Genomic DNA, 15,497 nt, shown 5'->3' with positions numbered 1-15,497 from the left:
GACATCCTATATTGAGTTAACTTTTGTATTTTATCGAGCAGCCATAAGGTTTTGTTAGTTTTTGTGTAACAGGCTTACCCGCCAGCAAGTTGTTCAAGCCTGCTGTGACATAATTGGTTGCTTTTGCGATATCAGCGGGGTTGGCTGATTTAATACTGTCGATTGCACCTGCGTAATTTAACTTACCTTGTGGGTTTATGATGTACATATGTGGGGTGGTTTTTGCTTTATATAATCGCCCGACTTGTCCATCTTCATCAAACAATACGTGTGACGGCGAAGCATTGCGTTTTTGGGTTAGTTCATTGGCCTTTTTTGCGCTAACATGACCTTGCTTTCCCTCTGCTGAGGAAATAATGGAAAGCCACACGACGTCTTTTTGCGTGTATTGCCGCTGCAAAGATTGCATGTTGTCGCTACCATAGTGTTTCACGACATATGGGCACAAATGATTTGTCCACTCAAGCACCACATATTTGCCCTTAAAGTCAGACAGGCTAACGGTTTTGCCAAATGAGTCCTGCAGCTTAAAGTCAGGGGCGAGGGTGTCTACTTTCGCTGCAGCGATACTGAGCAATGGTGCAAACAGCATAGACAGCATGAGCCATTTAGTTAGACGTTGCATGGTTAATCTCCTTCTTTGCTTGTTGAATAGCGTTTATTACGATGTCAGGTGTTAAAACCTGAGGTAAAACTTTCTTACTGTGGTTACCCGCATACACAACGTATAAAGGCACACCAGAGCGTTGATACTGTTCTAAATACTCGTAAATTGCCTGGTTTTTGTTGGTCCAATCACCCACTAAATAGTCGACTTTGCTGTCTTCAAATAAGGCTTGTAGGTCAGCATTGTTCAAAGCCACTTGCTCATTTACTTTACACGTAATGCACCAATCTGCGGTCATATTCACCAACACCACGTGATTGTTATTACGTAGCTCGGTGAGTTTTTGTGCACTAAAGTGATTGTTTTTTTGCTTGCTGATTACTTTGGTTGCTTGCGTGCCTTTGACACTGCAAAACGTTGCAAATGTCATGGCAAGCAATAGACTCATAACACAATAGACCCGATTAACTTTTGCGGACAACCAAATAAAAAATGTAAACCCTAATAGTCCTGATAACAACCACAGCTGACCAAAACTGCTGGTCTGAGACAGAAATACCCAAGCAAGCCAGACAACAGTAGCCAGCATGGGAAAGCCAAGAAAATGCTTAAATGTTTGCATCCAAGCCCCAGGTTTTGGGAGCAATGCAGCAAAACGAGTAGACAGCGAAAGTAGCGTCATAGGCAGTGCAAACCCGACAGCGAGTGCGGTAAAAATGGCGAGGGTATCTAACATTGGACTTATCATGGCTACACCGAGCGCTGTAGCCATAAATGGCGCGGTGCAGGGAGAGGCGACAATGACAGCCAGTACTCCAGTGAAAAACTGCTGAGTAAAGGTACTTTCGCCCGTTAACGATTGCCCCACGCCTGCCAGATTGATGCCTTTTGGGAGTAAATCCCACAACATCATGGCAATAAAGGTGAATAAAAACGCCAGCCCAGCAATAAGCAATGGCTCTTGCAGATGAAAGCCCCAGCCAACAGCGCTCCCAGCCTCTTTTAATACCAGAATGATGCTCGCAAATAACCAAAAGCTGACTAAAACACCGATGGGGTATCCCCATTGATTTGCCTTTTGTGACTGTGCGAAAGACAGCGCTTTCATAGACAGAATGGGTAGGACACAGGGCATAATGTTAAGAATGAGCCCACCGATAAACGCGAATAGCAGCATTAACCAAAGGGATTGTGACGGGGAATTGTTATCCGCGCCACTTGTATCATTGGGGATGGCCTCAACGTAAAAGCCATTTTTACCATCGCTGATTAAAAAGTTGAGTGGCTCGCTTGGAGTCGCAAAGTAGTCTGATAAGGATATGACCACTTGTGATCTGTTTGCTCGATGCGCCCAAGCTTGCTCTGCGTTATGAGCAATCACATCTCCTCTAAAAGGAAATACGTGCCAGTCAGATTGATAAGGTAGAGTGGTTTGTAATCCTAGGTGCGTGCTGGTAAGTTCAAACTGCGCGGTGTTTTTGTGCTTTTCTGGTAAGTTTAATCGCGTCTGCTCAAATAGGTTTGAGTGTTCTGAAAGTTTTATAGTGTCTGAGACAGGCAAATCTATCTTTAATGTTGCCCAGCCGGGAATACAGTCTTCTTTACAGACTAGCCAAGATAGGTCGGCGCTAATAGAGATGCGTTTTTTGGTTATCTGCTTGAGGTTAATAGGAACCATGAGTAAGGTCACACCTTCGTAGCCATAGTTAACAAGGTGAGCGACTTGAATGGGCTTTGGAAGCGGCCAGTGAATATCTCCAAATTCAATGTTTGCATCACTTTGCCATTGTATGGTGGGCGCCTCACCTGAATCACCGGGGTTTAGCCAGTAGGTATGCCAGTCTTTATCTGGGCTCAGTAAGACTCCTAGCCACTGCGTATCACCAACACGTACTTGATTATGCTCTGACACCAGTGCCACTTCAATATGCGGCCCAGTCGCGGTATTTTGAGAAAATACACCAGCAGAGAAAATCAGCAATAACAAACACACGAGTCTTACCATGACACTGCTTTATCCTATTATTTTTTAATTATAGTTATACCAATATAGAGAAAATTAGATCATAAAATGACCGTATTGATGAGCTTACTATGTAATCAAGACGTATTAAATCGTTTTGGGAGGAAGTATGCTTTTAAATAAAACAGTATTTCATCTGGTGGTCGCTATCAAGCTTGGCATGGTTTATCCCGCTTGGGCTGATATATCTACATTAGAGCAATTGCGGTGGCAAAGTAGAGCTCTGGTTGTGTGTGCTCTGCAAGAGCGTAATCTGACGCGTTTGGCTGCGAAATTCAATCATCAGGAGTTAGATAAACGGCGGTTACGGATTTTTTCAAACTCATATTTTGGTGCTTTTGAACTCAATAAAGGTTATATGCAATCGAGTCCTTTGGAGTTTCAACTTTGCGATGACATGCCTGAAAGTACAGCGCATTTAATTGGCTTGGATGGCACTATAAAAGCAAGTTATAGATTTGAAAACTTGAATGAAAACACCATATATCGAGACATTGACGCTATGCCAATGAGGCAGTTAGAGCTAAGTCGCTTAAAGGCAAGGTAACGCGGTCTTGTGCCAATATCGTTACTTTGTTTTGTGGGTCAAAGTAGGTTATAAATAAATTTTCACCCTTTTTATCACTTTTGCACGTTATAGCTCGGTCACAACAATAACAAGACCCAAAGGATATGAATTAAGATGAAAAAGAGTGTACTAAGTATATGTTTAGGGCTATGTGCATTTACTAGTCATGCAGATGACAGAGAGTTTGATGCAGTTTTACAGTGTCACAGTGCTGCTGATGAACCGGGGTTGATTGTCCAGCTGGTGCAATCCGATGAAGTCATATATAGCGGTGCAGCCGGTTTGGCAGATCTTAAGACAAAAAGACCGCTTAAGATAAATGATGTAATGCAGATAGGATCTGTGACAAAAATGTTCACGGCCGCTGCCATTTTAAAGTTGGCTGAAAATAACACCTTGTCTTTGCAAGATCCGATAGGGAAGTTTATTCCTGATATTAATCCTAAGTATAGAGGTTTAACGCTTTTTAGCTTATTAACCCACACGTCTGGCCTATCCGATTACTTAGGTGACCCTACAGTGAACAATGTCTGGGGAAACTATGCATCACTAGATAAAGTGATTAAGATCATTACGAGGCTGCCGCTGAGTTTTAACTCGGGAGATGCACATGTCTATTCTAATTTAGGCTATATCCTGTTAGGCAAAGCAATAGAGGTATCCGCTGGTATGCCTTATAACCAGTATATGCAAGATACATTTTTTAAGCCCTTGGGGATGGACAATACATTTGTTGTCACACAAGGGATACGTGTGAATGACGTGGTTGGATATACGACCAACTTTGATGCACCCAAAAAGCACATTAAAGCAGAAAAATCAAAAGACAGGGCATGGAAAGTGGATCGTAGCTGGATCCACGCATCAGGCGCTATCGCTTCTACTTTACAAGATATGAAGGTATGGAATAAAGCCTTGATGTCTGGGCAAGTTGTCAGTGAAAAAAGTTTGAACTTAATGACCCAAAAAGTGCGACTCAATGATAACTCAACTGTAAATTATGGATTGGGGCTGAATGTCTTTAAATTAGGGGGAGAGATAAGTTACAACCATGCTGGTATGGTGCCTGGCTTTTTTACTTGGCATGTGTATTTGCCTGAACATGACTTGGTCGCCACCGGAATGAGTAACCAAGATAAGTACTTTCCGGGTCTTGCATTGCTCGATATGGTTGCCATTACGCTTGAGCTGTCTCCAAAGCCGATCAAAGACGAAGACAAAATAACCTCATTGGCTGAAAAATTGGTGGGCGATTATCGCTCCATAGACTCCCAAACCCTTTCTATTACGTTTGAAAACAATCGTCTTTATTCTCAACATGAGGGAGAGGAAAAACGTCTTATTATACCGCGAGAGAACAACGCTTACTCCTATGAATGTACAGAACATTATTTTACTTTACGGGAAAATGCTAACAAAATTAAGCTAGTGCCAACGCACCTTATCCATGGTGAACAAGCCGCTTACGTTAAACTATAAGTAAGTTGAAGATGTAAATGATAAATAGAAGGGTAAAATACTTGTTTTATCCTTATCCAGTAAGAGGTTTATTCAAGCTTGAGTAAAGACAAGACGAATCTTGAAGAGCATAAAGCAATCGTTTACCCGTTATGGAAAGCGGTAATTTTATGCTTTATACCAATAAGCGTCCTTTACCAGTTGAGTTGGTCTTGGCTTTTTTTGAGCTTACCTCCGGCATTTTGGCAAACTGATCTATCAATCAGTGTGTTATCGACTAAATATTTAAGCGAAATTCTGCTTTACTCTCTTATGATTTGGTTTGTATGGGCAAGAACTAAATCGAAAAGCCACGCCTCAAGGCTTGGAGTGGGGGGAGCGCTGAGTTTGGCTATTGTCATGACGTTACATGCCTTATCTATGTTATTTTGAACCCGTCAAGAGAGGGCTCTCATAGGCGTGAGGCAGCTATGAGGTGCTTTTCAAAGAAACTTTTTAACAAATTAAGTTAAAAAATAGATAATAATGCGTGATTTAGTGTATAAAATTAAAGGATAAGCTGCGCTTAGACAGAAACCTTTGACATGACGTCTGCTCAAACAAAAAGAAAAACTGCCGAACACAAGCCTTCGTTGGCAAAGCAAAATTATGCACCTCGAGTAATCGGTGGCGTACTTATGGCAGTGATGTTGGTTGGGGCGCTGTATGCCAATCTAACACCAACCTATATTGTCTTTATCATTTTAAATTGCCTTATTTGGCCTCACTTAGCCCGCTTTCACAGCCGAGTAGTGTCTGATGAAAAGGCCGCAGAGTATTCCAATTTACACCTTGATGCATTGTTTTATGGTACTTGGTTTGCGGTTGTGGGCTTTCAGGTTTGGGTGGTGTTTGCGCTATTAATTGTCAACTCTCTCAATAGCTTAATATTAGGTGGGATAAAGCGGTTTTACAGCTGTAGTGCTTGTTTAATAGTAGGAGGCATATCAGGTGGGCTTTTATTGGGGTTTGATTTTGTTGAGCAATCACCGCTTATAACTCAAGTTGTTGCGGCTTCAAGTATTTATTTATATTGCTGTAACGTGGGGTTTTTTAATCGAAAGTATTCAGGTCAATTAAAACGTTCTCGCGATAAAATGCGCAAACAAAATCAAGCATTAATAGAAGCAAAAAATAAGGCAGAGCAGGGGTCTCGTGCTAAAAGTGAGTTTTTAGCCAATATGAGTCATGAGATCCGAACCCCAATGAATGGCATTTTGGGGACATTGCAGTTGCTAGAGCAAGGTAACCTAGATACCGAGTCTAAGCACCTAGTTTCAAAGGCCATGTATTCTGCAAAGTCTTTACTGACCGTTATTAACGATATATTAGATTTTTCGAAAATCGAGGCACACAAGTTAGAATTGGAAGTTGCGCCTTTTTCGATATTAGAAACCGTAGAGTCGGTGGTCGCGGATTTAAAAAGTGCAACGCACGAGAAGTCGATCACTGTTGAAACAGACATTGAGAAGAGCTGTCATCCAATCTGGCTAGGTGACGCAGTGCGGGTTCGGCAAATTTTACTTAATTTAGTGTCAAATGCTGTCAAGTTTACTCATGCTGGTGGTATTCAAATTAAAGTTAAAACGATGCAGGACCAAGGACGCAACGGGTTATCTATTGTGGTGATAGATACGGGTATCGGAATGAACCAAGAGACGCAAAAGTCTATTTTTAGCCGCTTTAAGCAAGCAGACTCGTCTACAACTCGAAAATATGGTGGAACGGGGCTTGGCTTGGCGATTACTTCAAGTCTCGTCAATTTGATGAAAGGGGAGATAGATATTGCCAGCGAGGAAGGTAAAGGCACACAAATAGCGGTGACTTTGCCCTTGGCACAAGCTGATTCTAATAAGGTAGGTGCAAAGTCTGACAAAGATACGCTACCTGACTTCTCGAGTATTAAGGTGCTAATTGCTGAAGATAATAAAGTAAATCAACTCGTCATTGAAAAGATGCTGGAAAAAACAGGGGCGCAAGTCGATTTGGTTGAAAATGGCTGGTTAGCTGTGCAGGCGTTTGAGAAGGCACGCTATGATATCGTGCTGATGGATATTCAAATGCCTGAAATGGATGGGCTGGAAGCCTTCGCGTTAATTCATAAAGTAAACTCAAATGTGCCCATCATTGCGCTAACCGCCAATGTAATGCCCCAAGATATCGCACATTATAAAGCTTTGGGGTTTGCCGATCACATCGGTAAGCCTGTCGCTATGTATTCAATGTTTAAGGCGATTAGTCGCCTAATTTGAATATTGGTTGAAAGGTCGGTGATGTTGCTTGATGATCTTTTGGGGAAGGCTTTAGGAATGAAAATGTAGGAGGCATGATTTCATGCCCCCTGAGCAAATTGGAGTTAGTTGATTACCCAAGTTTGTGTTTGTTGACTGGCATCTACTTCCCAGTTGTATACCAAAGGCTCTTTCGATGTGCTGTAGAACCATATCTCGGCTTTAAGCTTTTGATCTGCATGCGGTAGCTGTATTTGTGTTGTAAAACCATTGCTGTCCAACGGCGCTCTTAAGAAGCAGTTATCAGCGTTTGTGATACTTTCACCTTGCTTGCAGATATTGATGAAAGCGCGTTCACTGACTACATTTTCGCTTAAGGTTACCTCGACCGCCACGTTGCTTCTGAAATCAAATGCCACATCTACATCCATACTATCCATACCTTCACCTTGAGGTTGTGCCACTACTGTATCGCCAGTATCAGTCGTATCTTGCTCTGCCGTTGTTGGTGTACTTGTACTGGTTGTCGCTGGCGCGGGCGCTGCCGCATTACTACTGCTTGAAGTTGCTGCGCTAGGGTTACTTTGACCTTCCGAGCCACCAGAACCGCCGCCACATGCTGTAAGTACTAATGTCATTAGAGTGATAATTAACTTGTTCATGGTCTGCTCCTAGTTCTGTGATGCGCTGCTGATAGTGTATTGGTAGTTTGCGACAGGGTTTTCGAACCAAGTCACGTTGTTTTGGCCTGCTGATGATGCGAACTCTGCAAATTGTGGGTATGCAATGGACATATCAACTCTTTCTTTTGGGTGTTGCCAATCGGTATCGATTATCAGTGCCCACGGTAAACCAGTACCCGTTTGGAAGTATCCATTTGTCGATGACGTATCGTCACCTTGGTCTAGATAGCTGCTGTCAAAGGCCTCTGTTGGTGTCTGGTTTTTCAAATGCACTTCCCACCCGCGACCATTATTGCTATCTACATATGGGCCGTGATAATGACCATTGACTGCGAAAATGAATGGGTCGAGCTTGTCCAAAGTTGCTACGCTCGCACTGTAGGTTGTTGATAACGGTAGCGTCAGTTCGAATGGAATTGGCGCGCGTTGAATATCACTACAGCCTTCTTCTGTTCGGAAGAATTTGCAGCCTTCCTGTGTTGGTACCATCTCTCTAGTATTTGCAAAAATAACGGCAATGGCTTCGTTTCTATTTGCTTCAAGCGGACTGTTTTGCGCCTCAACACCATCGATAGTCAACTTAATTTGTGACTCATTAACATGGTTGCGTGCTATGTCTTTAAAGCGCAGCGCAAATGCATTGTGATAGCCTGCACCGACGGCAACTAAAGCGCCTTCTACTTTATATTGCACGATTTGATTACCAATTTGGCCGGTTGTTGCTCTGTATCTCACGACTACATCGTTGAAATCATAATCGCCTTTTTGCGGCCATAAGTCTTCAAATGCCGCTGTTTGCCAAGCCGTTGATGACTCAATTAAACTGCTTGCTACTACGGAAACTGCGATATCTTCAACTTCGCCATTGTCTACGCCCCCTGTTGGCGCGATATCTTGGTTGTTAGACACTCTGAAGCGAGCCCATGTATTACCTTCTAAAGCATCTACAGGCACGGGGATTAACACGCGGTTTTCGCCTGCTACGCCTGATAACTCGTTAATAATGCGCTCAGAAGATTGAAATTCACCGTCTTGATTCCAGTCTACCCATGCGTTGACATAGCCGTTGGTAGACAATGTAAATGAAATGAGTGCGTCATATCCGGTTTCTATGCTTGTGACGAAGCTAACGCCATCGTCATCATCTTGCGCTTTTGGCAAGTGCTCTGCACTGACACCATCGCCGAAGTAAAGGTCTCCTGCAACATGACGAGCACCATTTTCAGCTAAAGAGGTACCGTAGCTCTCTGGCGCATCGCCATAGTCCATGGTTGGGTCTTCACTTTCATCAATAATTGGAGCTGTTGCACAGCGTGCGCCGTCATTGGATCCAGAGCTTGGGCCATATGCGAAAAGCTGTGTATCAGCAGGGTCTTCAATATTTACTTGATAGATATGGCCATCTTGATTTCGGCTGATGTAGAAGTTGTTATCGACATCAAAATATACTGCGCCAAAGGTGCCTGATTGGCCTACGTTGCCTAGGACAGTGCTGGAGCCTGTTATTGCGTTGATGCGGTGCAAATTACCGTTGCTATCAACACTGTATGCCATACCAGCTTCGCCGTTAGGTGCAAACGCCATATCGAAAATGTTTAAATTAAGGTCACCACCATTAATGACTCGTGTTGCTTGTAAATAATCATTGCTTGATTCGTCAAGGGATACGCGATACAAGCCGTAAGAACTGCCTTTTCTATAGACATAATAAGCGTTTTCGTGGATCGCTACATCGCCGACGTAAAAGTTGGTGTCTGGAAAGCCAACAGTGGTTAGAGGCTCTAATGTGTAGTCGTTACCGACGCGGCCAATATCTTTGCGGCTGTAATCCCAGCCATAAAGATAACGGTCATGGAGGTTAAAACCAAACCCGTTGAGCTTGTTATTGGTGCCAACGTTTGGTGCAAATTCTGTATACGCACCGGATACTAAGTTAACGCCGTAAATGGCGGCTGTGTTTCCTTGCACTAAAAATGCTTTAGAAGGGCAAGTATCGAAAGGTGCTGCATTCACGCCAGCAGACAGTAGGCACAAGCTCAATAGTTTGTATTTCATGACTTTCTCCAAGATGCAATTTTGCTGGTTTAACTGTTTGCAATCCTGATGCCAAAGGTAAAGTGTTGAATAATATGAAGTTTTAAAATTGTGTTTTTCTGTTATCGCATAATGCAAAGCATTTTTAAATCGATACTCTCATTTTAAAAATGAATTAGTACGGCGTTAGCTACTTGAGAAGGTGGCGAGTTCTGTGAGATAGAAATGTGATTAGGTGAGAGTAAACTGCTCATTAGTAAACTTTTTGTTTTTGGAAGCGAGTTAAATTAGTGTGTGCTGTTTGTTCCAATTCTTGAACTTAAAATAGCCTTCAGTGGTATTATGAAGGCTATTTAGTGGGAATGGTTTAGTGTACTGTTTTTGCTTGTTTACGCCTTTGCATCAGCAATAAAGCTAATATGTATAAGTTTAAAAAGCCGAGTGAGCCTCCGCTACTATTGTCATTATCCGTTGGCGTGGGTTTGCTTTCTGTTACTTCAGGTGCACTAACTTTGATATCGATGTGCTCTGAGCTCGCAAGACCAAAGTCATCGGTTACGGTGAGCAAAAAAGTGAGCGTTTCATTCTGAAGCACGTTGGGTGCACTAAACTCCAAGTTTTGCGTATTTTGTGGCAGTGTGATTTCTGTGCCTGAAGTTTGCGACCATTGGTAGGTTAAATTGTCATCATCGGGGTCAGTGAATTCTGAGGTGATGAGTACTTTGTCGCCCTGACTTACATCGAGCGTGTTACTTGATAAAGCAACAATAGGCGCATTGTTTTTTGCGATGTTGACCGTTACTAAAGCGGCGCTTGAAGCCTCATATTCATCGGTTACGGTCACTTGGTAGACTTTTGTTGTGTCTTCTGCGACTTTGTCGGCTGTCAGTGTGATTGTTTTCTCTTGGCTAAGAATATCGTCAGGTGTGTTTAAGTCAATCCATGTAAAAGTGAGCTTGTCGTCTTCAGGGTCAGATGAATTACTAGCATCTAACGTGTAATCTAGCTCACTTCGAATATCGATTTTATCTTGTATTATTTCAGCGACAGGGGCTTTATTGGTAAAGGTGGTATTGAAATTATGAATTTTGACATTATCGTTTCCAGCAGAATATGAGGCGTCTTTTTTGTATATCATCACAATTTGATTTTCGTTATCTGTGAGCTCAATACTTACACGTTTGAGGTCATTATCTAAGCCACTGTCTTTGAGAATTTCTTTGTTGTTATGAAAGACAGTAATGTGGTCTGAATAAAACTCACTGGAGATAAGATAATCAAAGCTAACTGAAGCAATATGAGGGTCATTAATAACAGCCATCACATATGACTTTTGCTCAAACCCATCCAAATTTGCGTCATCGGTTTGATCTGTAATATCACCACTTACCAATATCCGTTCTCCGGATTCTGTAGTCTCTGTATACCAGTTTGCATCCCCTCCGGTTGACCAATCAATACTTGTTGGTGCGGATAAGTGTTGATTAAAGTTAGAGTCGGGTTCTGATGTTTTGTAGTATGTTAAAAACTCAGAAAAGTATCCTTCTGATGGTGAGTCTATATCAACTTCCATAAGATAGCTGCCATAGGCATATTGATCCTTAGTTAGCACGGTAAACTGGCACTCTTGTTCAGACTCTAAAGTTGAATTAGCACAGGTTTGCTCAATAAGCTCAGCATTTGATAAATTTAAATTTGGGTAATCAGGATAGTTTGCAATCGCAAAGTTGGAAATGCTAATAGGGTAGCTTAAGGTGTTTCTAAATGTGCCTGAGAAAGTAGAAGATGGCTGTTTTTCTTTGAATGAGTTCAGTATTTTCGTATCAAACCCAAATTCTAAAGTTTTTCCAAGGTGCCACATCGAAAGCGCAGCCACATCTGCAAAAACACCAGGTTTATTTGGCGCTCCGCAGGCATAACCCCAACTGACGATGCCGACTTGGACCCATTCACCTTCCTTTTTCACAACTAAAGGTCCACCACTGTCTCCATTGCAAGGGCTTTTATCACCGGCTGGTACTCCTGCACACATCATTGACTCTGTGATATCACCATCATAATGGTTATTATCATTACATACTTCATTAGGAACGTATTGTAAATCGACTTCATGCATTTTTTGGGGAGCATCTCCGCCGTGACTGAGTCGCCCCCATCCCATTACTTTTAATGTTTCGCCTGCAACAAGGCTATCTCTAATCCCCTTATCTGCAAGGGTTATAGGAGTGATATTTTCAACAGGTCGATCAAGCTCCAAAATCGCAATGTCGTTATTTTCTCTATATTCCCAATTATATTCATCATGCCAAATGACTTCATGGACTCTATAGGTTTGCCATTGGGATTCATCGGTGAGGTCATGTCCTTCAAATTTGACTCTAAAGTCGCTAAATGAGCCTGACACAACACAGTGCGCAGCGGTAAGTACTCTATTTTCTCCGATAAAAGAAACACCACATTGATGACGACCTTCTTTTTGTAGACTGCCAACGAATGGATAGTTAAAGGGCTTTGTTTCACCGCCACCAACTATATACGGCGTTACATGCTGTTGTAAGCTTGGCGTATGTATGATTCGTTCTAAAGTACTATATTCTGTTGCATTACCAATGACTGGAGCGATAGCAGTCACGATAAGAAGCAATCCTTTCATCTTAACGCTCATGTTAAATCCTATTGTTAGCTATAAATTTAAAAATAAAAACTGGGGATGTTGAATAGTTATACTAATATAATATTGCCTTTATGGGTAAAAGTATTGCCAAAATTTTTATATATCGTTCTAGTAATATTTAATAATTAAAAAAAAACCAATAATTAAAACCTGTTTTATAAACGTGTAGGCTATTTATTAATTGGAGACGAAGTGTTTATTAGACTGTTTAATATATAAAAATACTCAATAAAAGATGAAAGGACACGCTACAGTGTGTTTTTACTTTATCCTGAGGCAAGTGCAAGTCTGAGCAGCGTTTATTTAATTGAATCGAGGAGTAAAGCTTAGGCTGATGAAGCAGTTATTAATTCAGGAAGCTCAGTGATGGGGAATTTAAATTTAAGAGGTTCTATCTGAGAGTCTAAAGTGGCAGCAAGCTAGTTTTAAAGTTAAGATCATTATCTGATTCATTAAATAGTAATGCATAAATGTTTTAAGGTGATCCGAAGGCCGTTTTGAAAAATGCCTCCATTACAGGAGGCATTTTAAGTTATTACTTATTTGGCTGCGAATCGTCTAAACACAGCTGCAAATGCAATTAACAATAAACTGAAAGAACCTAATGAGCCACTATCATCTTTTTCCTGAGGTTTCACAGTTTCGGTTACTGGAGCTTTCACATCAATACTCACTTCTTGTGAGTGGGATAGACCAAATGAGTCTGTGACAGTCAGTGTAAAGGTGAATGTTTCATCCTGAGCAACAGCTGGTGCTGTAAATTTCAATTCATTACTATTGTCAGGTAATGTGATTTCTGTGCCTGAAGTCTGAGACCAAGTGTAAGTGAATTCGTCGCCATCCGGATCATTAGCTGTTGCAGTAACTAGTACTTCTTCGCCTACAGAGACACTTTGGGTTCCGCTTTCTAGAGTGAACTCAGGTGCATTATTTTTGGCGATATTTACTTTTACTAGATCTGTTACAGCAGCTCCGAAACTGTCAGTTACGGTAAGTTGATAAATAACAGTAGTGTCTTCGATAACTTTGTCAGCTCTCGTTGTAACAGCAGCTTGGTCACTGATGGCTTCGTCTTCAGCTGCAAGTTTTGTCCACGTATATGTTAGTGCGTCATTTTCAGGATCAATTGAGGCGCTGGCATCCAGTACAAATTCAAGTTCACTTCTAACGTCGATAACTTTTTCTTTAAGTTCAATAACGGGCGCTTGGTTTGCTTTGATGTTTACAGTAATAAGCGCGGTATCAGTTGCTTCGAACTCGTCAGTGACAGTAACTTGGTAAGTTTTTGTCGTGTCTATGGATACTTTTTCAGCCGTGAGTGTAATATTTGCTTCGCTGCCTAACACTGTCTCAGGGTTACTTGTATCAGTCCACTGATAGGTGATTGTGTCGCCGTCTACATCTAAAGATTGACTTGCATCCATGAAAAACTCAAGTTCGCTTCGTACTTCTATCTCCGACTGGGTGATGACTGCGGTTGGTGTTTCATTTGCAAATGTCGTGCTGAAATTATGAATCGAAACGTTATCAGTACCATGTGATACGCTAGCATCTTTATGATATTCGATTAGGATTTGATTAAGTCCTTTCTCGAGTGTTATCTCGACATTGATAGGCTCATTTTTTTCACCGCTATCAGAAACTAACTTCTCACCATTGTGAGTGACATAGATAAAGTCATAGCTTTGTTCACTTGATAATGAGTAATCAAAGCTTATTGCACCAATGTGTGGTTCATCAATCTGTATCAGCAAATATGACTTCTGCTCTGATTGCTCTAGGGTATTATCTTCAGTTTGGTCAAGAATATCACCGCTAAATAGGGCTTTTTGTCCTGAGGCGAGTTCACCAGTATACCACTTTTGGTCACCACCAGTGCTCCAAGTAATACTGTCTGAAGTTGCTAAATATTCACTGATATTTTCAGAAAACTCAGTTGTTTTACGGAAAGAGAGGTTAGCTGGGTACTGTGAATAGAAAGGGTGCTCAACGTCAATGCTAAGAGTGTATTGGCCATATTGATAGTCATCATTGGTCTGCACTGTAAAAGTACACTCTTGTTCAGGTGAAAGAGTAGAGGCGCTACAGTTTTGCTCTGTTAGTTCAGTCACACTATTAAGAGGTGATGTTTCGGCAAGTTCGAATTTCGAGATTGTTATTGATTCATCTAAATTATTCTTAAACGGTCCGGTGATTCTTGCCGAAGGTTGGTCTGTAATATAAGCATTTCGTATTTGTTTATTGAAACCTAAATCGAAAGCATTCGCATATGTCCAAAGTCGGAGAGACGCAACATCAGCATAAACCCCAGGGTTGTTCGGCGCAGCGCAACCGTAGCCCCAACTAACAACACCTACTTGTACCCATTCATCATTTTTTTGAATAATCAGTGGGCCACCGCTATCCCCTTGGCATGAATCTTTACCACCCTCTTCAAATCCCGCGCATATCATGGTGTCTGTGATAGAACCATTATAGTGATTTACATCGTTACATGTCTCGTTAGGAACATAAGGGACATCTACTTCCCTTAGTTTTGTAGGTGATTCTCCCCCAGAGCTTAATCGACCCCAACCCATTACCTTAAGAGATTCACCTACTGTAAGGCTATCTCTAAGCTCTTGGTCTGCAAGCTTAATTGGTTCTATATTTTCGACGTTACGATCAAGCTCTAAAACTGCAATGTCATTATTATATTGATATCCGAAGTTATAGTTTTCGTGCATCAAAATTTGAGTCACTTGATAGGTTTGCCACTGAGTAGGGTTTGTTAAATCATGACCTTCGAATTTAACAGTAAGCGCAGATGGAGAGAGGTTTTCAACACAGTGTGATGCAGTGAGTACTTTATTATCACCTATAAAAGAAAGTCCGCAATGGTGGCTGTCATGTAAGTGTAAGCTACCCATAAATGGATATGAAAATGGTGTTACCTCTTCTCCCCCTACAATACGAGGGGCAGACTCTGTGGCTAGCATAGATAGACTTTTTTGATAAGCTTCCGGCTTTGGTTGTTGTTTGTCTATTGCATAACTCACTAGAGGTGTTGTTATTGTGGTAAAGAGAAGAATTCCTTGAATCTTTCCGAGCATATTAATTCCTATAATTTACATCCAGCTTACTAAATTGACGCTGTATTTGTTGTTCTATTGTGTTGATTGTTGAATTTTGCTTTATTTT

9 protein-coding genes are annotated in these 15,497 nt (G+C 41.5%); 3 read left to right on the top strand and 6 right to left on the bottom strand.

Annotation, left to right across the window (positions count from 1 at the left end; genetic code table 11):
- Positions 1-16: 16 nt before the first annotated feature.
- Together QNM16_RS21980 and QNM16_RS21975 are read right to left on the bottom strand one after the other, a co-directional pair.
- The gene (locus QNM16_RS21980) at positions 17-625 is read right to left on the bottom strand and encodes a thioredoxin family protein (protein WP_284022428.1); all 609 of its coding nucleotides are present in this window, start codon (positions 623-625) and stop codon (positions 17-19) included.
- Complete coding sequence (locus QNM16_RS21975; protein WP_284022427.1) at positions 609-2,612, bottom strand: protein-disulfide reductase DsbD family protein; 2,004 nt, start codon at positions 2,610-2,612, stop codon at positions 609-611. The genes QNM16_RS21980 and QNM16_RS21975 overlap by 17 nt, the downstream gene beginning before the upstream one ends.
- Before the next feature lie 127 nt (positions 2,613-2,739).
- On the opposite strand from QNM16_RS21975, the gene QNM16_RS21970 reads away from it, so the two are divergent.
- From QNM16_RS21970 to QNM16_RS21960, 3 genes are all read left to right on the top strand, one after another.
- Positions 2,740-3,177 carry a DUF4174 domain-containing protein gene (locus QNM16_RS21970; RefSeq protein WP_284022426.1) on the top strand — a complete coding sequence of 146 codons (438 nt, stop codon included), beginning with the start codon at positions 2,740-2,742 and terminating at the stop codon, positions 3,175-3,177.
- A gap of 135 nt (positions 3,178-3,312) precedes the next feature.
- Positions 3,313-4,677 carry a serine hydrolase domain-containing protein gene (locus QNM16_RS21965; protein WP_284022425.1) on the top strand — a complete coding sequence of 455 codons (1,365 nt, stop codon included), beginning with the start codon at positions 3,313-3,315 and terminating at the stop codon, positions 4,675-4,677.
- Between the two features lie 563 nt (positions 4,678-5,240).
- Positions 5,241-6,947 carry an ATP-binding protein gene (locus tag QNM16_RS21960; protein ID WP_284022424.1) on the top strand — a complete coding sequence of 569 codons (1,707 nt, stop codon included), beginning with the start codon at positions 5,241-5,243 and terminating at the stop codon, positions 6,945-6,947.
- Positions 6,948-7,051: 104 nt separating this feature from the next.
- Here QNM16_RS21960 and QNM16_RS21955 read toward each other — a convergent pair whose 3' ends face one another.
- From QNM16_RS21955 to QNM16_RS21940, 4 genes are all read right to left on the bottom strand, one after another.
- Complete coding sequence (locus tag QNM16_RS21955; protein WP_284022423.1) at positions 7,052-7,588, bottom strand: hypothetical protein; 537 nt, start codon at positions 7,586-7,588, stop codon at positions 7,052-7,054.
- Positions 7,589-7,597: 9 nt separating this feature from the next.
- Positions 7,598-9,664 carry an LruC domain-containing protein gene (locus QNM16_RS21950; protein ID WP_284022422.1) on the bottom strand — a complete coding sequence of 689 codons (2,067 nt, stop codon included), beginning with the start codon at positions 9,662-9,664 and terminating at the stop codon, positions 7,598-7,600.
- A 346-nt stretch (positions 9,665-10,010) separates the two neighbouring features.
- The gene (locus tag QNM16_RS21945) at positions 10,011-12,308 is read right to left on the bottom strand and encodes a serine protease (protein WP_284022421.1); all 2,298 of its coding nucleotides are present in this window, start codon (positions 12,306-12,308) and stop codon (positions 10,011-10,013) included.
- 548 nt (positions 12,309-12,856) lie between these two features.
- Positions 12,857-15,409 carry a serine protease gene (locus QNM16_RS21940; protein WP_284022420.1) on the bottom strand — a complete coding sequence of 851 codons (2,553 nt, stop codon included), beginning with the start codon at positions 15,407-15,409 and terminating at the stop codon, positions 12,857-12,859.
- Positions 15,410-15,497 lie beyond the last annotated feature (88 nt).

Source organism: Pseudoalteromonas umbrosa (assembly GCF_030125375.1).
GTDB lineage: Bacteria > Pseudomonadota > Gammaproteobacteria > Enterobacterales > Alteromonadaceae > Pseudoalteromonas > Pseudoalteromonas umbrosa.
This window is presented reverse-complemented; position numbering and strand designations above follow the sequence as displayed.